This is a genomic window from Roseateles sp., from assembly GCF_036486225.1.
GTDB lineage: Bacteria > Pseudomonadota > Gammaproteobacteria > Burkholderiales > Burkholderiaceae_C > Roseateles.
Genome location: NZ_DASVNZ010000273.1, coordinates 1 through 18986 on the forward strand (window position 1 = coordinate 1; position 18986 = coordinate 18986).

At 68.0% G+C, this 18986-nt stretch carries 19 protein-coding genes; 4 read left to right on the top strand and 15 right to left on the bottom strand.

Going from position 1 to position 18986, the window contains the following annotated elements; genetic code table 11:
* From VF536_RS17950 to VF536_RS17975, 6 genes are all read right to left on the bottom strand, one after another.
* On the bottom strand, positions 1-399 hold a 399-nt coding region (locus VF536_RS17950), incomplete at its 3' end, for a type IV pilus assembly protein FimV (RefSeq protein WP_414710406.1).
* A 413-nt stretch (positions 400-812) separates the two neighbouring features.
* Positions 813-1943: an aspartate-semialdehyde dehydrogenase gene (gene asd / locus VF536_RS17955; protein ID WP_331616225.1), complete on the bottom strand. Its 1131-nt coding sequence runs from the start codon at positions 1941-1943 to the stop codon at positions 813-815.
* A 132-nt stretch (positions 1944-2075) separates the two neighbouring features.
* Positions 2076-3203, bottom strand: coding sequence for a 3-isopropylmalate dehydrogenase (gene leuB / locus VF536_RS17960; protein WP_331616226.1), 1128 nt, complete (start codon positions 3201-3203; stop codon positions 2076-2078).
* Positions 3204-3210: 7 nt separating this feature from the next.
* Positions 3211-3861, bottom strand: a complete 651-nt coding sequence (leuD, locus tag VF536_RS17965) for a 3-isopropylmalate dehydratase small subunit (protein ID WP_331616227.1) — start codon at positions 3859-3861, stop codon at positions 3211-3213.
* Between the two features lie 36 nt (positions 3862-3897).
* The gene (gene leuC, locus VF536_RS17970) at positions 3898-5352 is read right to left on the bottom strand and encodes a 3-isopropylmalate dehydratase large subunit (protein ID WP_331616228.1); all 1455 of its coding nucleotides are present in this window, start codon (positions 5350-5352) and stop codon (positions 3898-3900) included.
* Positions 5353-5410: 58 nt separating this feature from the next.
* Positions 5411-6364 carry a LysR family transcriptional regulator gene (locus tag VF536_RS17975; RefSeq protein ID WP_331616229.1) on the bottom strand — a complete coding sequence of 318 codons (954 nt, stop codon included), beginning with the start codon at positions 6362-6364 and terminating at the stop codon, positions 5411-5413.
* 227 nt (positions 6365-6591) lie between these two features.
* On the opposite strand from VF536_RS17975, the gene VF536_RS17980 reads away from it, so the two are divergent.
* Complete coding sequence (locus tag VF536_RS17980; RefSeq protein WP_331616230.1) at positions 6592-7758, top strand: lytic polysaccharide monooxygenase; 1167 nt, start codon at positions 6592-6594, stop codon at positions 7756-7758.
* Between the two features lie 19 nt (positions 7759-7777).
* Here VF536_RS17980 and VF536_RS17985 read toward each other — a convergent pair whose 3' ends face one another.
* The 4 genes from VF536_RS17985 to VF536_RS18000 form a co-directional block, all read right to left on the bottom strand.
* Positions 7778-8476 (bottom strand): zeta toxin family protein, encoded by a 699-nt coding sequence (locus VF536_RS17985; RefSeq protein ID WP_331616231.1) that lies wholly within the window; start codon positions 8474-8476, stop codon positions 7778-7780.
* 65 nt (positions 8477-8541) lie between these two features.
* Positions 8542-8907: a hypothetical protein gene (locus VF536_RS17990; RefSeq protein WP_331616232.1), complete on the bottom strand. Its 366-nt coding sequence runs from the start codon at positions 8905-8907 to the stop codon at positions 8542-8544.
* Positions 8908-8993: 86 nt separating this feature from the next.
* A complete protein-coding gene (locus VF536_RS17995; protein WP_331616233.1) occupies positions 8994-10697 on the bottom strand; it encodes an NAD(P)/FAD-dependent oxidoreductase in 1704 nt (567 codons plus the stop codon).
* 131 nt (positions 10698-10828) lie between these two features.
* On the bottom strand, positions 10829-10993 hold the full coding sequence (locus tag VF536_RS18000; RefSeq protein WP_331616234.1) for a hypothetical protein: 165 nt from the start codon (positions 10991-10993) through the stop codon (positions 10829-10831).
* 288 nt (positions 10994-11281) lie between these two features.
* Here VF536_RS18000 and VF536_RS18005 point away from each other — a divergent pair, with 288 nt between their 5' ends.
* Entirely contained in the window at positions 11282-13018 is a 1737-nt protein-coding gene (locus tag VF536_RS18005; protein ID WP_331616235.1) for a VWA domain-containing protein, read from the top strand.
* A gap of 3 nt (positions 13019-13021) precedes the next feature.
* Here VF536_RS18005 and VF536_RS18010 read toward each other — a convergent pair whose 3' ends face one another.
* Positions 13022-13240, bottom strand: coding sequence for a hypothetical protein (locus VF536_RS18010; RefSeq protein WP_331616236.1), 219 nt, complete (start codon positions 13238-13240; stop codon positions 13022-13024).
* Between the two features lie 326 nt (positions 13241-13566).
* On the opposite strand from VF536_RS18010, the gene VF536_RS18015 reads away from it, so the two are divergent.
* Both VF536_RS18015 and VF536_RS18020 read left to right on the top strand, forming a co-directional pair.
* The gene (locus tag VF536_RS18015) at positions 13567-14007 is read left to right on the top strand and encodes a hypothetical protein (protein ID WP_414710407.1); all 441 of its coding nucleotides are present in this window, start codon (positions 13567-13569) and stop codon (positions 14005-14007) included.
* Positions 14008-14358: 351 nt separating this feature from the next.
* A complete protein-coding gene (locus tag VF536_RS18020) occupies positions 14359-14601 on the top strand; it encodes a hypothetical protein (RefSeq protein ID WP_331616238.1) in 243 nt (80 codons plus the stop codon).
* 48 nt (positions 14602-14649) lie between these two features.
* Here VF536_RS18020 and VF536_RS18025 read toward each other — a convergent pair whose 3' ends face one another.
* From VF536_RS18025 to VF536_RS18040, 4 genes are all read right to left on the bottom strand, one after another.
* A complete protein-coding gene (locus VF536_RS18025) occupies positions 14650-15192 on the bottom strand; it encodes a GAF domain-containing protein (RefSeq protein ID WP_331616239.1) in 543 nt (180 codons plus the stop codon).
* A 105-nt stretch (positions 15193-15297) separates the two neighbouring features.
* Positions 15298-16575: a cyclopropane-fatty-acyl-phospholipid synthase family protein gene (locus VF536_RS18030; protein WP_331616240.1), complete on the bottom strand. Its 1278-nt coding sequence runs from the start codon at positions 16573-16575 to the stop codon at positions 15298-15300.
* Positions 16576-16588: 13 nt separating this feature from the next.
* Positions 16589-17485, bottom strand: a complete 897-nt coding sequence (locus VF536_RS18035) for a DUF1365 domain-containing protein (protein WP_331616241.1) — start codon at positions 17483-17485, stop codon at positions 16589-16591.
* A complete protein-coding gene (locus tag VF536_RS18040) occupies positions 17482-18873 on the bottom strand; it encodes an NAD(P)/FAD-dependent oxidoreductase (RefSeq protein WP_331616242.1) in 1392 nt (463 codons plus the stop codon). The genes VF536_RS18035 and VF536_RS18040 overlap by 4 nt, the downstream gene beginning before the upstream one ends.
* Between the last annotated feature and the right edge of the window lie 113 nt (positions 18874-18986).

Here is an 18986-nt window from a genome sequence, read left to right on the forward strand (position 1 = left end):
GCTCGAACGGGCGACGTTGGGGTTGCTCGGCGGATCGAACAGCAGCGTGAACTCGCGGGTCAGGCGGCCGCTCGACCAGTTCACCTCGAGGATGACGTCGACGAACGGCTCCTGGACCGAGCGGTCGCTGGTCAGGCGCAGATAGGGCCGGCCGTCGGGGCGACGGGCCAGTTGCACCTGCGTGCTGGCCAGCACCGCGTTGTAGTCCAGACCCGACGCCCGGTAGGACTCAGGCGGCGCGACGCGCAGCTTGAGCGAGCTGGCCTCCTCGGGACTGAGGCTGCTGACGTCGATCTCCGCGCGCAGCGTCTCGCCGAGCGCCGATTGCACCGTCAGTTTTCCAAGCCCCAGGCCGTAGGCGGAACCCGCCGCCAGTCCCAACGCGGTGACCGCGGCCACCTGGCTCAGCGCAAATCGCGCATATGCGCTCGCATGTTTTTTCAAGGCGTCCCCCAAAGCAACAAGGCGGCCCATCCAAAGGACCGCCTGTCTGACGTATTGTTGTTGTGCGACTGATGCGCCCGGGCAGGCTCCCACCCATTCCCGCGGTAGAAAATCACAACGGTGGCAAGCATATACGCATCGTTGCTGAGGTAGCTCATGAATAACAACGATGAGCTAGTCTTGATTCACAGGTGGTTACGGCCTTGTCGCTTGAAGGCAACGCGACGCGCCCCTGGCAATCCCTAATGAGGATGAAAAAAAGCGGTGGCAGCGCCACCGCTTTCTTCGTGCCGTACGCCAGCCGGCATCCCGAAGGAGATGACCGGCACGCCGCCAGCGACAGCCGGCCAGCGCCGGCGCCGGACCGATCAACGATCCAGCAGGATGCGCAACATCCGGCGCAGCGGTTCTGCCGCGCCCCACAGCAACTGGTCACCGACGGTGAACGCGCCGACGTACTCCGGCCCCATCGCCAGCTTGCGGATGCGACCGACCGGGATGGTCATCGTGCCGGTGACGGCGACGGGGGTCAGGTCCTTGATCGTGGCCTCGCGGGTGTTGGGCACGACCTTCACCCACTCGTTGTCCGCGGCGATCATGGCTTCGATCTCGTCCAGCGGCACGTCCTTGCGCAGCTTGAGGGTCAGGGCTTGCGAGTGGCAGCGCATCGCACCGACGCGCACGCAGAAGCCGTCGACCGGGATGGCGGCGGTGCCGAAGCCCTCGCCCTGGCCGAGGATCTTGTTGGTCTCGGCCATGCCCTTCCACTCTTCCTTGGAAGTGCCGTTGCCCAGGTCCTTGTCGATCCAGGGAATCAGCGAGCCGCCCAGCGGCACGCCGAAGTTGGCGATCTCTTCAGCCGACAGCGAGCGCTGCTTGGCGATGACCTTGCGGTCGATCTCCAGGATGGCGCTCTTGGGGTCGTCGAGCAGCGCCTTCACTTCCGCGTTCAGCGTGCCGTACTGGGTCAGCAGTTCGCGCATGTGCTGCGCGCCGCCGCCCGAGGCGGCCTGGTAGGTCTGCGTGGACATCCACTCGACCAGACCCGCCTTGTACAGCGCGCCCACGCCCATCAGCATGCAGCTGACGGTGCAGTTGCCGCCGACCCAGTCGCGGCCGCCCTTGGCCAGCGCGTTCTTGATGACCGGCATGTTGACCGGGTCCAGCACGATCACGGCGTTGTCGGCCATGCGCAGCGTGGAGGCGGCGTCGATCCAGTGGCCGTTCCAGCCCGCGGCGCGCAGCTTGGGGTAGACCTCGCGGGGGTAGTCGCCGCCCTGGCAGGTGATGATGATCTCGCAGCGCTTGAGCTGCTCGAGGTCGAAGGCGTTCTGCAGCGCCGTCTCGTTCTTCGCGAACGACGGGGCGGTGCCGCCGGCGTTCGAGGTGCTGAAGAACAGGGGCTCGATCAGGTCGAAATCGCGCTCCTGCGCCATGCGGTCCATCAGCACCGAGCCGACCATGCCGCGCCATCCCACCAAACCAACCAATGTCGTCATTTGCGTACCTTCGTTCATTGAAAGGCCCGGCACTGCTGGCCGGGCATCGCCCAAACACCGTCACACACCCTGGGAGCCTGCCCGGCTCGCTTCGCCGGGTGTGTGAGGTGGGGCGAGACGAACCGGAGCGGACTAGCTCTTGATGGTTTTGGTCGTCGTGGTAATGGCGGACGTGCCCATGCCCTTGCTGGAAGCAATGGCGGCAACGACGGCATCACCCATCTCGCGGGTGCTCACCTTCTGGGTGCCCTCGCTCCAGATGTCCGCGGTACGCAGACCCTGGGCCAGCACGGCTTGAACCGCCGACTCGATACGAGCGGCGGCTTCGGGCTGGTTGAGGGAGAACTTGAGCATCATGGCAGCGGAAAGGATTGTAGCCAGCGGATTGGCGATTCCCTTGCCGGCGATGTCCGGCGCGCTGCCGTGGCTGGGTTCGTAGAGGCCCTTGTTGTTCTTGTCCAACGAGGCGCTGGGCAGCATGCCGATGGAGCCGGTCAGCATCGCGGCCTCGTCCGACAGGATGTCGCCGAACATGTTGCCGGTGACGACGACGTCGAACTTCTTGGGCGCCTTCACCAGTTGCATCGCGGCGTTGTCGACGTACATGTGGTCGAGCTCGACGTCCGGATAGTCCTTGTGGACCTCGGTCACGACGTCCTTCCAGAACTGGAAGGTCTCCAGCACGTTGGCCTTGTCGACCGAGGTCACCTTCTTGTTGCGTTTGCGCGCGGCCTGGAAGGCGACGTGGGCGATGCGCTCGATCTCGGGACGCGAATAGCGCATCGTGTCGAAGGCTTCCTCGCTGCCGGGGAAGTGGCCGTCGACGGCGGTTCGGCGGCCGCGGGGCTGGCCGAAGTAGATGTCGCCGGTGAGCTCCCGGATGATCAGGATGTCCAGGCCGGCGACCAGCTCGGGCTTGAGGCTCGACGCATGGGTGAGCTGCTCGTAGCAGATCGCCGGGCGGAAGTTGGCGAACAGGCCGAGCGCCTTGCGCAGGCCGAGGATGGCCTGCTCGGGGCGCAGCGCGCGTTCGAGCTTGTCGTACTTCCAGTCGCCGACGGCGCCGAACAGCACCGCGTCCGCGTCCTGCGCGAGCTTGAGCGTCGCCTCGGGCAGCGGATGGCCGGAGGCCTCGTAGGCGGCGCCGCCGACGGGCGCGGTCTCGAGTTCGAACGGGAGGTCGAGCACGTTCAGGACCTTGACGGCCTCCGCGACGATTTCGGTGCCGATGCCGTCACCAGGCAGGACTGCGATCTTCATAAGGTCCTCAGCGAGTAATTCGGTTGTTCAGCCACGGCTTGGTGGCGATGCGTTCGGCCTCGAAGGCCTTGATCTTGTCGGCGTGACGCAGCGTCAGCGCGATGTCGTCGAAACCGTTGAGCAGGCAGTACTTGCGGAAGGGCTGCACGTCGAAAGGCAGTTCCTCGCCGTCGGCCTTGACGACGACCTGCCGCTCCAGGTCCACCGTCAGCTGGTAGCCGGGGAACGCGAACACCTCGTCGAACAGCCGCGCGACCTGGCGCTCCGGCAACACGATCGGCAGCACGCCGTTCTTGAAGGTGTTGTTGAAGAAGATGTCGGCGAAGCTGGGCGCGATCAGCGCGCGGAAGCCGTACTGCTGCAGCGCCCACGGCGCGTGCTCGCGGCTGGAGCCGCAGCCGAAGTTGCTGCGCGCGATCAGCACCGAGGCGCCCTGGTAGCGCGGCTGGTTCAGCACGAAGTCCGGGTTGGGTCTGCGGCTGGCCGGATCCTGGCCCGGCTCGCCGTGATCGAGGTAGCGCCACTCGTCGAAGAGATTCGGGCCGAAGCCGCTGCGCTTGATCGACTTCAGGAATTGCTTGGGGATGATCGCGTCGGTGTCGACGTTCTCGCGATCCATCGGGGCCACGAGGCCCTTGTGCACGGTGAACTTGTCCATGGCGGGTGTCCTGTCGGTACTGTCGGTCCTGGGGGCTCAGGCGATGCGGCGGACGTCGACGAAGTGGCCTTCCATCGCGGCAGCGGCGGCCATCGCGGGACTCACCAGATGGGTGCGGCCGCCGGCGCCCTGCCGGCCTTCGAAGTTGCGGTTGCTGGTGGAGGCGCAGCGCTCGCCCGGCTCCAGCCGGTCGGCGTTCATGGCCAGGCACATCGAGCAGCCCGGCTCGCGCCATTCGAAGCCGGCGGCCTTGAAGATCTGGTCCAGGCCCTCAGCCTCGGCCTGCGCCTTCACCAGGCCGGAGCCCGGCACCACCATCGCCAGCTTGACGTTGCCGGCGACGCGGCCGCCCAGGCGCTTCACGACGGCCGCGGCCTCGCGCATGTCCTCGATGCGGCTGTTGGTGCAGCTGCCGATGAAGACCTTGTCGATGCGGATGTCGTTGATCGCCTTGTTGGGCTCCAGCGCCATGTACTGCAGCGCGCGCTCGATGGCGCCGCGCTTGACGGCGTCCTTCTCCTTGTCGGGATCGGGCACGCGGTCGTCGATGGACAGGACCATCTCGGGCGAAGTGCCCCAGGTGACCTGCGGACGGATCTGCGCGGCGTCGAGCTCGACGACGGCGTCGAACTTCGCGCCGGCGTCGGTGTGCAGCGTGCGCCAGTACTGGACGGCCTGGTCCCATTCGACGCCGGTCGGCGTGAACGGACGGCCCTTGACGTACTGGATCGTCGTGTCATCGACGGCGATCAGGCCGGCGCGCGCGCCCGCCTCGATCGCCATGTTGCAGACGGTCATGCGGCCTTCCATCGACAGCGCGCGGATGGCGCTGCCGGCGAACTCGATCGTGTAGCCGGTGCCGCCGGCGGTGCCGATGCGGCCGATGATCGCCAGCACGATGTCCTTGGCGCCGACGCCGGGCATGACCTGGCCCTCGACCTTGATCAGCAGGTTCTTCGCCTTCTTGGCCAGCAGCGTCTGCGTGGCCAGCACGTGCTCGACCTCGGAGGTGCCGATGCCGTGCGCCAGCGCGCCGAAGGCGCCGTGCGTGGACGTGTGGCTGTCACCGCAGACGACGGTCATGCCGGGCAGCGTGGCGCCCTGCTCCGGCCCGATCACGTGGACGATGCCCTGGCGCTTGTCGTTCATCTTGAACTGCGTGATGCCGAAGCGGTCGCAGTTCTTGTCCAGCGTGTCGACCTGCAGGCGCGACACCGGATCGGCGATGCCCTGGCTGCGGTCGGTGGTGGGCACGTTGTGGTCGCTGACGGCCAGGTTGGCCGACAGGCGCCAGACCTTGCGGCCGGCCAGGTCCAGGCCTTCGAAGGCCTGCGGGCTGGTGACCTCGTGGACGAGGTGGCGGTCGATGTAGAGGACGGACGTGCCGTCCTCCTCGGTGTGCACCACGTGCTCGTCCCAGAGCTTGTCGTAGAGGGTACGCGCTGAACCGGCCGGAGCGGCGTTCGCGGCGTTGGAGATGTTGGCGGTCATGGGATGGCTCTCCATCACTTCAGGGAAAAGCTGCTCAATCGGCTGCGGACAGGACGGCTCACTTCGAGCCGGCCTTGGAAACGGGAATGGCCGGGGCGGCGGAGGCCCCCGCGGCGGCGGCCTCCTTGGCGGCCGGGCACAGCGCGTCGACGAAACGCTGGACGACGGTCGGCAGGCGCTCCTGGCGGGCCACCCCCAGAACATAGTCGCGCTGGGCCCAGGCTTCATCCAGCGTCAGGCGCTTGACGTCGAAGACCTGCGCGAAGCGGCGCGACGGCGCGTCGGGCAGCACGGCCACACCCAGGCCGGCCTCGACCAGCTGCGCGATCGCGTCGAAGCCGCGCACCTGCAGCCGCGCCTTGAGCGTGCGACCGCGGGTCATGGCTTCCTGCATCATCAATTCCTGCGCCGCGGCGCCGCCGTGCAGGCCGACGAGGTCGTGATCGAGCAGGTCGTCGAAGCTGACGGACTCGCGCCCCGCGAGTTCATGGCCGGCCGGCACCAGCACCGCGAGACGGCCGGTGCGGTAGGACCAGGTCTGCAGCCGGTTGTCCAGCAGCGGCGTCGTGAAGACGCCGACATCGGCGCGGCCTTCGGCGACGGCGGCCTGCACCTCGGCGCTGGTCTGGTCCTCGAGGCTGATGCGGATCTGCGGATGGGCCTGCGAGAACGCGGCCAGATCCGGCGGCAACGCTTCCGCGATTGCGCCGGCGTTGGCCGCGATGCGCAGGTGGCCCTTGATGCCGCGGGCGAATTCGACGACCTCGCTCTCCAGCGCATGCAGCGAGGCATGCAGCGAGCGGATGTGGCGGACCAGCGCGCGACAGGCCTCGGTGGGCTCGACGCCGCGGGCGCGGCGCTCGAACAGTTGCACCCCCAGGCGCGTCTCCAGGTCCGAGATCCGTTTGCTGGCGGCGGCGAGTGCCAGATGTTCGCGCTCGGCCCCGCGGGTGATGGATCGAGTCTGTTCGATCGCCAGCACGAGATTCAAGGTGGTGAGGTCGAGGCGCATGGTGTGGCGGCAGCTGGGTTGAACTGTAGCCTTCGCTCAGAGAGCAAGACTGCGGTCGTTCATGATAATCCCTTCGCCTGAAACGAAAGCTGGAAAATCTTCAGCGACGGCCGTTACCGTTGTTTGGCTTGTTTTGGTATTCATCAGGTCCTATGGTGGTACTTCTTTGGTGCGATGTCGGGCCCATCGCACTGAAGGTGCTCATCTCAACACTTCAGGAGACCTGAATGAATTTCCGAGCCCGATCCGCCGGTGCCGCCGCACTGGCCACGCTCTCGACCGCCATGACTGCCGCGCTGACACCCAGCGCTGTGTTCGCGCACGGCGCGCCAGAGTTCCCGATCTCGCGCCAGTACAACTGCTACAAGAACCCGTCGTTGCCGGCCTGCCAGGCCGCGATCGCGTTCGGCGGGGAGCAGGCGATCTACGACTGGAACGGCGTCAACCAGGCGGCCGCCAACGGCAACCACAAGGCGGTGGTGCCCGACCTCAAGATCTGCGCCGGTGGACAGGAGAAGTTCAAGGGCTTCGACCTGGCCCGCGCCGATTGGCCGAGCACGGCCTACTCCCCGGGCGCCGACGGCAAGTACGAGTACCGCTACAACGCCACCGCGCCGCACCGCTCGCTGAACTGGACCTTCTTCCTGACGCGAGACGGTTGGAACCCGACGACCTCGCCGCTGCGTTGGTCGGACCTGGAGCAGGTCCAGCAGCTCGGCCCGGACCAGATCGTCACGGCGGCATCGGGCAAGACCTACACGATGAAGCTGAGCCTGCCGCGACGCACGGGCAAGCACGTGCTGTTCTCGGCCTGGCAGCGGGCGGACAGCACCGAGGCGTTCTACGCCTGCTCGGACGTGGACTTCGGCGGCGGCACGACGCCGCCTGGGACGCCTTCCGGCCTGAAGCAGATCGGTCAGGTCTCGGCCGCGCAGGACCTGCCATCGGGCAGCCAGGTGAAGCTGCGCGTGTTCAACAGCGCGGGCAACGACCTGGAGACGATCCCGGTGTCGCTGACCGCCGCGACGACCAAGGCCGCATGGCTGGGCCAGCTCGCGACCAAGGTCAACCAGACCTCGGGCTACGTGAAGGTCGGCACCCTGCAAGGCGGCAGCGTCGTCGTGCCGGGCGGCGCGACGGTGATGGACGTCTACCTGCAGAACGCCAACTCGGGCGCAAGCTACGCGCTGGACGTCATCCTGCCGACGACGCCGCCGACGACGCCTCCGACCACGCCGCCAGGTGCGACCACGTGGAGCGAAGGCGCGAGCTACACCACCGGGCAGATCGTCAGCTACCAGGGCAAGCAGTACCGCTGCCTGCAAGCGCACACGGCCTGGGCCGGCGCGGGCTGGAATCCGCCGGTGTCAGCGACGCTCTGGCAGGCGATCTGACGCCTGCGCCCCTCGTGTTTCAGGAGTCCGCGGGAGCGGGCTCCTGATTTGTCGGACACACGATGTCGAGCCATCCACCCGCCAATCGCTTGATGTGCGGGTGGACGCTGGACCCTGCGGCGCGGACATCGAACAGCACCTCCTCGCGACGCTGAACGCGCGCCAGTGAGAAGCCGAGCCGGCCATCGAGGCTGTTGTCGAACATCAACGTCGCATCGGCCAGCGGTGCTGCGTGGCCGATCGCCGCACGCGTGCGCGGAAATCGCGTCTGAAGCTTGCGGAGCGGCACGTTGTGCCCACCCTGTTCGACACGTTGCGCCACACGCGTCACGGACAGATTCACGTGCGCAAGGCCGACGAAGACCAGCACCACGAAGTAGCCCTCGTTCTGCATCTCCGCGATGTCGTCCGCCTTTGACTCGATCCGCCCGTCCGCATGTTCGACGTAATGCGAGAACACCGTCTCGAACGCGAAGGGCAAGCCATCGCGCATGACGAGCGTCTTGAAGGCGCGAACACCCTCCTGCGACAGGCGAGCCCAGCGGTCGTCGTCGTTGCGCAGCCTCTGCGCCCACGCCGGTAGCGGCGATTCATTGGGCAGGATGGACGAGGTCAGGTTGTCCGCGTTGATCAGCGGCATTTGCAAGGTCGGACCCAGCTTGTCGCGCCACAGCGTGGACTTGCCCGACCCGTTATGCCCGGCCAGCACGATGGCCATGGGTTTCGTCTGCCCTTTTCCCAGGCCTTTGAGCAGCCCGGACAAAGACGGCGGGACTTGCCCTGTCACTTGTTCGTCAGCGCCTGGAAACGGCCGTGGACCAGGCGCCCTCGCTCGCGTTTGCCGTCGGCGGACTTCCGCACGAGGATCGACGGATCGCTGGGATCGGCGGAGTAGACAAAGCTGATGTTGGCCCCCGGCGGGAACACCGTCTTGCGCGACACCCCCGGCTTCTCCAGCGCCTCACCGACCTTCTTCATCAAGCTGCTGGTCTGCTCGTCGCGCTTGGTGCGCTTGACGGGGATGAACCTTCCACTCGATGTGTCGACAAGCGCCATGCCGCCCGAGAACACGGCCATGGCCGTGCCCTTGACCGTCAAAGCCTTGACGGGTTTCTGCGGATCGGACTTCTTGAGAGAGGTGGTAGCCATGACGTGCAGCGAGAGTGCCAGGAATTGTGCCACCGCGCGCCGGGCGTCGGCTCCGGAAGAACTGGCGGCCCTGCCTCTGTAACGGATCAGAGGCCCAGCAGCGATTTCCCCACCGCCTCGGCCACCTCGATGCCGTCCACCCCGGCGGACATGATCCCGCCGGCGTAGCCGGCGCCCTCGCCGGCCGGGTACAGGCCGCGGACGTTGAGGCTCTGGTAGTCCTTGCCGCGCGTGATGCGCAGCGGCGAGGACGTCCGCGTCTCGACGCCCGTCAGCACCGCGTCGTTCATCGCGAAGCCGCGGATCTGGCGCTCGAAGGCGGGCAGCGCCTCGCGGATCGCGTCGAGCGCGTACTTCGGCAGGCTGCCGTTGCCCTTCTGCTGCAGGTCGGTCATGGTGACGCCGGGCTTGTAGCTCGGCTCGACGCTGCCCAGCGCGGTGCTGCGCTGGCGCTTGACGAAGTCCCCCACCAGCGCGGCCGGCGCCAGGTAGTTGCCCTCGCCGAGCTCATAGGCGCGCGACTCCCAGAAGCGCTGGAACGCGAAGCCGTCCAGCGGATTGACGGTGCTGCCGTCCTTCTTGCCATCCTGGCGGTAATCCTCGGGCGTGATGCCGACGACGATGCCCGCGTTCGCGTTGCGCTCGTTGCGCGAGTACTGGCTCATGCCGTTGGTGACGACGCGGTTCGGCTCGGAGGTCGCCGCGACCACGGTGCCGCCGGGGCACATGCAGAAGCTGTAGACCGAGCGGCCGTTGCCCGCGTGGTGGACCAGCTTGTAGTCCGCCGCGCCGAGGATCGGATGACCGGCGTTCGGGCCGAAGCGGGCCTTGTCGATGATCGACTGAGGATGCTCGATGCGGTAGCCGATGGAGAACGGCTTGGCCTCCATGTGGACGCCGCGTTCATGGAGCATCGTGAAGGTGTCGCGCGCGCTGTGGCCCAGCGCGATGACGACGTGGTCGGCGCGCAGCTGTTCGCCCGAGGCGAGCGTCACACCGCGCACGTGCCGCTGGCCGTCGGCACCGGGCTCGATGAGCAGATCGGTGACCTTCTGCTGGAAGCGGATCTCGCCGCCCAGGCTCTCGATGTCCGCGCGCATCTTGATGATCATGCTCACCAGGCGGAAGGTGCCGATGTGCGGCTTGCTGACGAAGAGGATCTCCTCGGGCGCGCCGGCCTTGACGAACTCGGTCAGGACCTTGCGCGTGAGGAAGCGCGGATCGGAGATCTGGCTGTAGAGCTTGCCGTCGGAGAAGGTGCCGGCACCGCCCTCGCCGAACTGGACGTTCGATTCCGGGTCGAGCACGCTTTCGCGCCACAGGCCCCAGGTGTCCTTGGTGCGTTCGCGGACCTGCTTGCCGCGCTCGAGCACGATGGGCCGCAGGCCCATCTGCGCCAGGATCAGCGCGGCGAAGAGGCCGCAGGGGCCGAAGCCGATGACGATGGGACGCGGGCGTTCGCCGGCGTCGGTGTCGCTGGCGGCATAGAAGTCGGCCGGCGCATGACCGGCGAACTGGTAGTCGGTGTCGGGCGAAGGCTTGATGTGCGTGTCGCCGGCGTGGCGCTCGAGCAGCGCGGCTTCGGCGGCGGCATCGCTGCCTCCGTTGATTTCACAGTCGACGGAATAGATCAGGACCATCGCGGTCTTCTTGCGGGCGTCGTAGCTGCGCTTGAAGACGGTGAAGGCGGTGAGCTGCGCGTCGGGGATGCCAAGCCGTTCGACGACGGCGGGGCGCAGCGCCTCCTCGGGGTGGTTGAGGGGCAGGCGGAGTTCGTTGATGCGGATCATGGCGATTGATCGGGCAGCGGCGCGAGGGTCAGGTCATGAGCGCAATCCATGAGCCTCGCTGAAAACAAAACAGGCCCCGCCGGAGGGCATGGGCCTGTTGTCGGATCGATGGGGAGAGGCTCCCCGCGACCTCAACCCGAGTGCGGACGCTTGCCCGGGTTCTTCTTCGAGCGGGTGTGCGAACCACGCTCGAGGCTGCTCTTCTGGCCGCGATGCGACGTGACGGTCACGCCGTTCGGTGCGACGGGACGGGGGGAAGCCTTGCGATCGGCTTCGGTGATGATCTTGTTGCCCATGTTGGCTCCGGTAAATGAACTGAAAAACACCTGCCCGAAGTCACAGACTCGCCGGCCTCGGACCCGAATGGGCGACCGGTTGCCTGGAGCAGCGTCGGAAATACGGTGAAGGGCGGGAGTTTACACGCGCCGGAGGGGTCTTCGCTCTCCCCCTCCACGGGGACGGCGGCCTGTCAACCATCCCCCCTCGCGCCCGTTGACCGTCGAGCAGGTCGTCGCGAGGATGATCCGCATCCGGCCAGGACGGCGCCAGAGGCGTCGGCCGGTCGCACCACAGAGGGAGAAACCATGTCATTTCCGTCCCGATCCGCGGTCGCACAGGCCGTCCTGCTGACAGCCGCGGTCGCCACGCTCATCGGCTGCTCGACCATCCCGCGGCAGGCCGGCAACTCGCCCGTCGAGCAGCAGGCGCCCGCCGAGACCCGGTCGACCTCGCCCGTCGCCACCACGCCTGCGATGCCGGATCCGGTCTACCCCGCTCGCGTGCCGCCCACGCCCTCCCCGGCGGCGCCTGCCGCGGTCGCGGACTACCGGGCACGCGCGGCGGTCAGTGCCCCCGCCTATGCGCCCCAATGGACACCGCCCCCGCCGGTCTCCACCGCCAAGTACACCGCCTTCTCCGACAACCCCTGGCAGCGCGCCACCGAACAGCCGGTCTCCACCTTCAGCGCCAGCGTCGACACCGGCAGCTACGCCAACGTCCGCCGCTTCATCAACCGCGGCCAGTTGCCGCCGCAGGACGCGGTGCGGGTCGAGGAACTGGTCAACTACTTCGGCTTCGACGCACCCGGCCCCGAGGCCGGCGAGCGCGATCCGTTCAAGGTCCGCGCGCAGGTGCTGGCGTCGCCCTGGAACGCCGAGCGCGGCCTGATCCGCATCGCGATCAAGGGCAAGGACATCGCGAAAGCGAGCCTGCCGCCGGCGAACCTGGTGTTCCTGGTCGACGTGTCGGGGTCGATGGGGCCGGAGGATCGGCTGCCGCTGGTGAAGTCGGCGCTGAAGCTGCTGACCGCGCAGCTGCGTCCGGTGGACCGCGTGAGCGTCGTGACCTACGCCAGCGGCACGCGCGTCGCGCTGCCGCCGACGCCGGGCGACCGCAAGACGGCGATCAACGACGCGATCGACCAGCTCCAGGCCGGCGGCGGCACCTACGGCGCGGGCGGGCTGAAGCTCGCCTACGCGCAGGCGCGCGAGTCCTTCATCCCGGAAGGCATCAACCGCGTGCTGCTGGCCACCGACGGCGACCTGAACATCGGCGAGACCAACCAGGAGACGCTCAGGAAGATGATCGAGGGTGAGCGAAAGAGCGGCGTCACGCTGACGGCGCTGGGCGTGGGCCAGTCCAACTTCAACGAAGCGCTGATGAAGAAGCTGGCCGACACCGGCAACGGCAGCTACCACTACCTGGACTCGCTGCAGGAAGCGCACAAGGTGCTGGTCAACGAGATGACCTCGACGCTGGCCACGATCGCGCAGGACCTGAAGCTGCAGGTCGAGTTCAACCCGGCGACGGTGCAGGAGTACCGGCTGATCGGCTACGAGCTGCATGCGCTCAAGCGCGAAGACTTCAACAACGACAAGGTCGACGCGGGCGACATCGGCGCCGGTCACCAGGTCACGGCGCTGTACGAGTTCGTGCCCGCAGGCGCGAGAAGCAACCTCGATCCGCTGCGCTACGGCAGCGAGGACAAGGCCGCCAAGGAAACGCCGCGTGTCGGAAAGAACGGCGAACTGGCGTGGATCAAGCTGCGCTACAAGCCGCCGGGCCAGGAGACCAGCCAGTTGGTGGAACTGCCGGTCGTGAAGCCCACGACGATGCCGGCGCTGGCCGCGCAGGACGCCGACACGCGTTTCGCCGTGGCGGTGGCCGCCTGGGGCCAGTGGTTGCGGGGCAGCACGCTGATCGGCGACTACGGCCCGGACCAGTTCGTGCCGCTGGCCCGCGGCGCGCGCGGCGAGGACCGGTACGGCCACCGCGCGGAGTTCGCCAGACTGGCCGAGCTGTCGGCCAGCCTGAAGCGCTGAGGTTTACTCGACCGCGTGACCGCCGGCGTCCAACGCCGGCGGGCGCATCAGGTCCACGTCCACGCCCATCGCTTCGCTGGCGCGCTCGACGGCCTGCCAGAGCTCGGCCGGCATCTGCAGGATCTCTTCCGGCGAGCTGGCTCTCGCGATCCACGCATCGATCTCCTGGTGCTGCGCCACCGTGATCAGGTCCAGGTTCAACATCTCGTCGATCGTCTTCACTGCGCAATTCCTTCTTGTGTGGGGTCGGAGGCAGGTGTCGAAACCTGCACCCCTGGCGGGGACTGCTGGCGCAGTGCGTCTACCGTTCCGCGACACCGACCGGTGGCTAGTATGCGGGACGATCCGTTGCGAATCACACCGCGTCCGTCACCCGGATGGCCGCCCTTCCTACAGACTTCAGCCTGCGCGGCGCCTACTGTCGTGGGATGAAGCCCAGCGCCCCCTCCCCCGACAGCAAGCCGACCTCCTCCGACGAGGACACCGTCCCGCTGCTCCTGCGCGGCTTCTCCGTCGTGCACGGCGCGTTGGCGCTGCTCTTCACGGCGATGGCGCTGCTGCTCCTGGCCATCGCGGCGAAGGAGGCCTGGATGGCGCTCCACCTCGACTGGAACGACGAGGCCGCGCAACTGGTCATCGAGGCGATGGGCGTGCTTGCCGCCGCGGTGGTCGCGCTGCAGATCGCCCAGACGATCACCGAGGAAGAGGTCATCCGCACGGCCCACATCAGCGCGCCGACGCGGGTGCGGCGTTTCCTGTCGCGGTTCATGGTGGTCATCGTCGTCGCGCTCGCCATTGAAGCGCTGGTGGCCACCTTCCGCGCGGCGCATTCGGACTCGACGCTCCTGCTCCACGCCGCGGCGATGGTCTTCGCCGTCGGTGCGCTGCTCACCGGCTGGGGCTTGTTCATCCATCTGAACCGCTCCGCCGAGGAGCTCGAGCCCGAGGCCATGCAGGAGGCGAAGGGCGAGGATCACAAGTTGCAGTGAGCGCTCCGCTGTGAGCACGGCGTTCAAGCCCTGCGAGGGCCGCCATCGGCGAGTCCTCCCGGATCCAAGTCTGCGCCCCTACTGATCCCAGGCATCGGACCTTCGACTTGCACTGAAGTCAGTCATGGCGCGAATCGCCGTCATTCGCGACGATAGGTCCCAGGTGTTCGAAGCACCTCCAAGGAAGCGGCAGGCCACCCCGAGAGAGCGGCCACTTTCGCCCCCAATTCCGCGTGTTCATGGGGCGAGATGGGCCTCTCCGCGAGGACGGCCACACGGAGCTTCCCAACGTGTTTCGACATCTCGCCCACCCGATCGCGCGGATCAACCTGTCCTTCTCATGAGCTCATCATGCTGAACCGCAAGATCACGACACGCGCCGCCTTCGACGGCCTCTGCGACCGCATCCACCTGCTGCAACAGCACGTGGAAGTCATGCGTCCCGACGACTCCACCTCCCGGCAGGCCCACGACCATGCGGTGATCGTCCAGGTACTCGAGGAACTCGACATCCTGCTGCGCGTCGTCGCGCTGGCCGGATTCGAGGAGCAGCTCTATCGCTGGGCAACGCCGCAGTCGGACCTCAAGTCCTGACCCCGGACCCCGTTGACCGAAACCCGATGACAGGACCCCGATGACCGCTCAATCGTTCTCGAACGGCAGCGTGTCCAGGAAGTCCTGCGCCTCGACCTTGCGCGCCACCAGACGCGCGCAACCCTTCAGGCGCGAGAGGTCCTCGGACCGCAGCCCCGGATTCGGCTGGAGGCTGAAACAGCAGACCGTGCCGAAGATGCGGCCGTCCGACAGCACGACCGGCGCGCTCAGATGCGCGCCGATGGGCACCGGCGTCGGTGGCAGCTTCAACTCCGCGGCCACGGCGCCGGCGTTGGTCATCAGCTCCGGGGCGCGGCCTTCGACGATGCGCTGGCAATAGCTCTGCTCCAGCGGCGCCGAATCACCGACCTGCACGTCGATCGCCGACGCACCGTCGACGAAGCGGAACACGCGCTCCCCGTCCTGGAATTCCGAGACGAACACGACGTCCATGTCGAGCTGCTCGCGCAGGCCCTTCAGCACGCCGGTGATCCGGGCGTCCAGGTCCGGATCGAAGCCATCCGCGGTGGCGGCAAGCAGTTCGGAAATGGCGACGTCGAGGGAATGGGCTGTGAACGGACGGTCGTACATCGGGGCGCGAGCCTGGGCGGCTGGAAGGCTGGAGTTGGAGGTACCGGATCGGCCTGGACATGCTACCCAAGCCGGCGTCACCGGCCCAGCGGGCCGCCTTGGAAGTTACAGCTTGTAGGAACTCGCCGGGGCCAGGCGGTACAGGCCGACGTCCACCCGCCCGGAGCGGAAGCCGGCTTCGCAGTAGCAGAGGTAGTACTCCCACAGCCGCTTGAACGGCAGGTCGAAGCCCTGCGCCTCGATGGCCGGCCATTCGGCGAGGAAACGGCGGCGCCATTCGACCAGCGTGGCCGCGTAGCCGCGCCCGAAGCGCGCCTGCGTCGAGAAGCCGAGTCCCGCCCTGCGCGCCTCCTCGGCCATCCGCTCCGGCGTCGGCAGCATGCCGCCGGGGAAGATGCAGCGCTGGATGAAGTCCGGATTCGCGCGATAGCGCTCGAAATGCTGCTCGTCGATCGTGATGGCCTGCAGCACGGCCAGGCCGCCGGGCTTCAGCCGGTCGCGCAAGGTCGAGAAGTAGACGGGCCAGTAGGCCTCGCCCACCGCCTCGATCATCTCGATCGACACGATCCGGTCGAAGCGGCCTTCGACGTCGCGATAGTCCTGCAGCCGCAGGTCGACCCGGTCCGCTACGCCCCATTGCTCGGCGCGCGCCTGCGCGAAACGCAACTGCTCGGTCGACAGCGTCACGCCGACCACCTCCACACCGCAGCGTTTGGCCAGCGTCGCCGCCAGCGTGCCCCAGCCGCAGCCGATCTCCAGCACGCGCTGGCCTGCGCGCAGGTCCAGCAGCTCGATGATGCGATCGAGGCGACGCGCCTGGGCCCCCTCCAGCGAATCGACGTCGATGTCGGGCAGCGCCTCCCCGTGTTCCTCGTGCTGATCCTCGTACATCGCGCTCGAGTACAGCATGCTGTCGTCCAGCCACCGCTCGTAGAAGCGGTTGCCGAGATCGTAGTGCGCGGCGATGTTGTGCCGGCTGCCGCTGCGCGTGTTGGCATTCGCGCGATGCAGCAGGCGGGAGAACCAGCGCGCCGGCCCGCGCGTCTCGGCGACGGTGCCCAGCGCGGCTTCGTTGGCGATCCCGAAGGACAGCAGCGCCGTCAGGTCGGGCGTGCTCCAGTCGCCGTCCCGGTAGGAGAACGCCAGGCCCAGATCGCCCTGCAGCAGCAGGCGGATCGCCGGTCGCCAGCGATGCAGGTGCAGCGCCGCGACCGGACCGGGGTACGGACCGACGGCTTCGACGCAGCGCCCATCGGGCAGCGTCAGCGCCAACCGTCCCAGCTGGATGCGCGACAGCACGCGCCGCAGCGACTCATGGCGTGCGCCGAGACGATCGCCGCCCAGGGTCGCGGGGGCGATCTCGAGGACCGCGGGCGCGGTCATGAACGAGCTCTCGTCATGCATGGGGCGTCGTTTCAATTCGGGTGGAGCCATCGGCGCGGATGATGGTCATCGGGCGGTCCGGAGCCGCGGGCCGTTCATGCAGGCGCGCGCCCTTCAGCCAGAGTCGCAGCGCCTCCCAGTGGATGCCGACGACGACCTTCAGCGTCAACAACGGATGCGTCACGAGCAGGCGCAGCAGCGCGCCGTCGCTCAACGGCACGCGGGTCGCGTCGAGTCGTGCGTTGAGCACCGCCGCGCCGTCATCGCCACGGTCGCCCCCGCGTTCGCGTTCGGGTTCACCGCGCTCATGTCCGCCGTTCTCGTGAACGCTGACCCCGATCGACAGCCGCTCACGCGGCGGTTCGATCCTGAAGCGGTAGGTCAAGGCCATGCCGAGGAACGGCGACACGTAGAGCTGTTTGCCGCTGCGCTGTTCGACGATGGCGGCCTCGCGTTGCGCCTCGTCGACCTCGATCAGGTAGCTGTGCCGTTCGCCGAAGGTGTTGTTGACCTCGTAGACGATCGCGCGCAGCGTGCCGTCGGGCGCGTCGCAGAACCAGACGCTCAGCGGATTGAAGGCGTAGCCGAGCAGGCGCGGCATCGCGAGCAGCCGGATCGCGCCGCCGATCGGCAGGCCCGCCAGCGCCAGACGCGCGTCGATGTGGGCACGAAGACCAGGGACGTCCGTGGCCGTGCCGTCGCCATGATCGGCGGGCCGGAAGCTGAAGAGATTGAAGCGCCCCACCGAGAACCACCGCAGCCGCGCGTGCAGCGCGGGCAGTTCGTCGATGTCGAGCAGCAGCGAGAACATCCGGTACTGCAGCCGGTGCCGCAGCGGCTTCAAGCGCTGATGCATCACCTGACCCCGGTAGATCGCGGAATGCAGGTCCGCGTCCGGCCGGGTGCTCATGCGGACACCGCCCGCGGCAGGTGGATGCGATCCGATTCGCCCGCGACGGTCCACGGCCGGCGCACGCCGCCCAGCGCCTCGGCCACCGCGAGCCCGGCCTGCAAGCCGTCCTCGTGGAAGCCGGAACCGAAGTAGGCGCCGCAGAACCAGGTGCGCTGCCGCCCCTGCAGCGACCAGAGCTCGCGCTGCGCCGCGATCGCGCCGGCATCGAAGCGCGGATGCTCGTAGACGTCGGTGCGGATGAGGTGCTCGGGCCGCGGCGCCACGGACGGGTTCAGCGACACGAACAGCGGCGACGCATCGCGCCCTTGCGGCAGATGCGGCTGCAGCCGGTTCATCCAGTAGGTCACCGTCGGCGGCAACTGGAACGTGTCGTCGCTCTGCCCGGCCAGGTAATTCCAGCTCGACCACACGGCCCGCCGACGCGGCATCAGCGCGGGATCGCGGTGCAGCACCGCGAGGTTGCGGGTGTAGGGGAAGGCACCGAGCAAGCGCTGCTCCGCCGCCGTCGGCGCCGTCAGCATGCGCAGCGACTGGTCCGCGTGCGTGGCCAGCACGACGTGGTCGAAGCTGGCCGTCCACGCGCCGCGCCGCGTGCGCAGCCGCACGCCGTCGGCCTCGCGGGCAACGGCGATGACCGGCTCGTCGCGGTGGACGCGGTCCTCGAAGCCGCGCACCAGGCGCCGCACGTACTCGCGGCTGCCGCCGTCGACGGTCCGCCAGACCGGGCGGTCGGTCAGCTTCAGCAGCCCGTGGTTCTCGCAGAAGCGCACGAACGCGGCCACCGGATAACGCCCGATGTCCGCCGCCGACGACGACCAGATCGCCGCGCCCATCGGGTACAGGTGATCGTCGCGGAAGGCGCGGCCGTAGCCGCGCGCGTCGAGGTAGTCGTCGAGCGGCAGATCGCCGCACTCGGCGGCGTCCCGGGGCGCCTCGCGGTAGAAGCGCATCAGGTCGCGCAGCATCCCCCAGAAGCGCGGCCGGATCAGGTTGCCGCGCTGGGCGAAGAGCCCATTGAGGTCGGTGCCCGCGTACTCCAGCCCGCCGCCGTTCAGGCTCACGGCGAAGGACATGTCCGACGCCCGCGTCGGCACGTCCAGGTGGCGGAACAGCGCGCTCAGGTTGGGATAGGCCGGCTCGTTGTAGACGATGAACCCGGTGTCGACCGGCACCGGCACCTGCAGCGAGCCGCAGGGGGCGTCGACCGTGTGGCTGTGGCCGCCGATACGCCCGTCGGCCTCGAAGACCTGGACCTCGTGGCGCTGCGACAGCAGCCACGCGCAGGACAGACCGGAGATGCCCGCGCCGACGACAGCCACCCGCAACCGCCGTCCTTCGTCGAGGAGCGGCGTCGGCGGGCTGGGTCGGTCGTCGGGGCGGTCCATGGGCGCGTCCAGTACTTTCTGGTTGTTCGGTTGTCTGACTGTTTGGCGCTTCTACGCGTGGGTCCGCGTTTTGGATTCCTCCCCCGTGAAGGCCCCCCGCCGCCCGGGCGAAA

What these genes read in the sequence shown, in the direction of transcription:
- leuC (WP_331616228.1), bottom strand. Translation starts at nt 5,352, where the DNA reads ATGACCGCCAACATCTCCAACGCCGCGAACGCCGCTCCGGCCGGTTCA.
- VF536_RS18040 (WP_331616242.1), bottom strand. Translation starts at nt 18,873, where the DNA reads ATGGACCGCCCCGACGACCGACCCAGCCCGCCGACGCCGCTCCTCGAC.
- VF536_RS18005 (WP_331616235.1), top strand. Translation starts at nt 11,282, where the DNA reads ATGTCATTTCCGTCCCGATCCGCGGTCGCACAGGCCGTCCTGCTGACA.
- VF536_RS18015 (WP_414710407.1), top strand. Translation starts at nt 13,567, where the DNA reads ATGGCGCTGCTGCTCCTGGCCATCGCGGCGAAGGAGGCCTGGATGGCG.
- VF536_RS17990 (WP_331616232.1), bottom strand. Translation starts at nt 8,907, where the DNA reads ATGGCTACCACCTCTCTCAAGAAGTCCGATCCGCAGAAACCCGTCAAG.
- VF536_RS18035 (WP_331616241.1), bottom strand. Translation starts at nt 17,485, where the DNA reads ATGAGCACCCGGCCGGACGCGGACCTGCATTCCGCGATCTACCGGGGT.
- leuD (WP_331616227.1), bottom strand. Translation starts at nt 3,861, where the DNA reads ATGGACAAGTTCACCGTGCACAAGGGCCTCGTGGCCCCGATGGATCGC.
- VF536_RS18030 (WP_331616240.1), bottom strand. Translation starts at nt 16,575, where the DNA reads ATGACCGCGCCCGCGGTCCTCGAGATCGCCCCCGCGACCCTGGGCGGC.
- VF536_RS18000 (WP_331616234.1), bottom strand. Translation starts at nt 10,993, where the DNA reads ATGGGCAACAAGATCATCACCGAAGCCGATCGCAAGGCTTCCCCCCGT.
- VF536_RS18020 (WP_331616238.1), top strand. Translation starts at nt 14,359, where the DNA reads ATGCTGAACCGCAAGATCACGACACGCGCCGCCTTCGACGGCCTCTGC.
- leuB (WP_331616226.1), bottom strand. Translation starts at nt 3,203, where the DNA reads ATGAAGATCGCAGTCCTGCCTGGTGACGGCATCGGCACCGAAATCGTC.
- VF536_RS18025 (WP_331616239.1), bottom strand. Translation starts at nt 15,192, where the DNA reads ATGTACGACCGTCCGTTCACAGCCCATTCCCTCGACGTCGCCATTTCC.
- VF536_RS17985 (WP_331616231.1), bottom strand. Translation starts at nt 8,476, where the DNA reads ATGGCCATCGTGCTGGCCGGGCATAACGGGTCGGGCAAGTCCACGCTG.
- VF536_RS17980 (WP_331616230.1), top strand. Translation starts at nt 6,592, where the DNA reads ATGAATTTCCGAGCCCGATCCGCCGGTGCCGCCGCACTGGCCACGCTC.
- VF536_RS17975 (WP_331616229.1), bottom strand. Translation starts at nt 6,364, where the DNA reads ATGCGCCTCGACCTCACCACCTTGAATCTCGTGCTGGCGATCGAACAG.
- VF536_RS17995 (WP_331616233.1), bottom strand. Translation starts at nt 10,697, where the DNA reads ATGATCCGCATCAACGAACTCCGCCTGCCCCTCAACCACCCCGAGGAG.
- asd (WP_331616225.1), bottom strand. Translation starts at nt 1,943, where the DNA reads ATGACGACATTGGTTGGTTTGGTGGGATGGCGCGGCATGGTCGGCTCG.